General features: G+C 68.8%; 1 protein-coding gene. It reads right to left on the reverse strand.

The genetic code is table 11. The features are described from left to right. A partial coding sequence (locus JANGC3_RS33395) for a condensation domain-containing protein (RefSeq protein WP_035789062.1) occupies positions 1-272 on the reverse strand: 272 nt, incomplete at both ends.

A 272-nucleotide genomic window follows, 5' to 3' on the forward strand; every position in this document is an offset into this window, starting at 1 on the left:
GCCGCCAGGGTCATGAACAGCGTCGCCCGCGCCTGCCGGCTGAGCGCGTGCAGGCCCGCCGTGGTCGCTTGCGAAATGACAAACGGCAGGCTGGCGCCGCGATAGCTCTGCGCCGCCGGACGCGCACGGTCGGTCGGCAGCGTTAGCAGGGTCGGCGCGCCGCCCAGTTGTTTTTTCCAGTAGGACACTTGCTGTTCCAGCGCCTCGCCTTGCAGGTATTGCCGCTGCCACTGCGCGAAGTCGGCGTACTGGATCGCCAGTTCCGGCAGCGG

This window comes from Janthinobacterium sp. CG3, assembly GCF_000344615.1.
GTDB lineage: Bacteria > Pseudomonadota > Gammaproteobacteria > Burkholderiales > Burkholderiaceae_D > Janthinobacterium.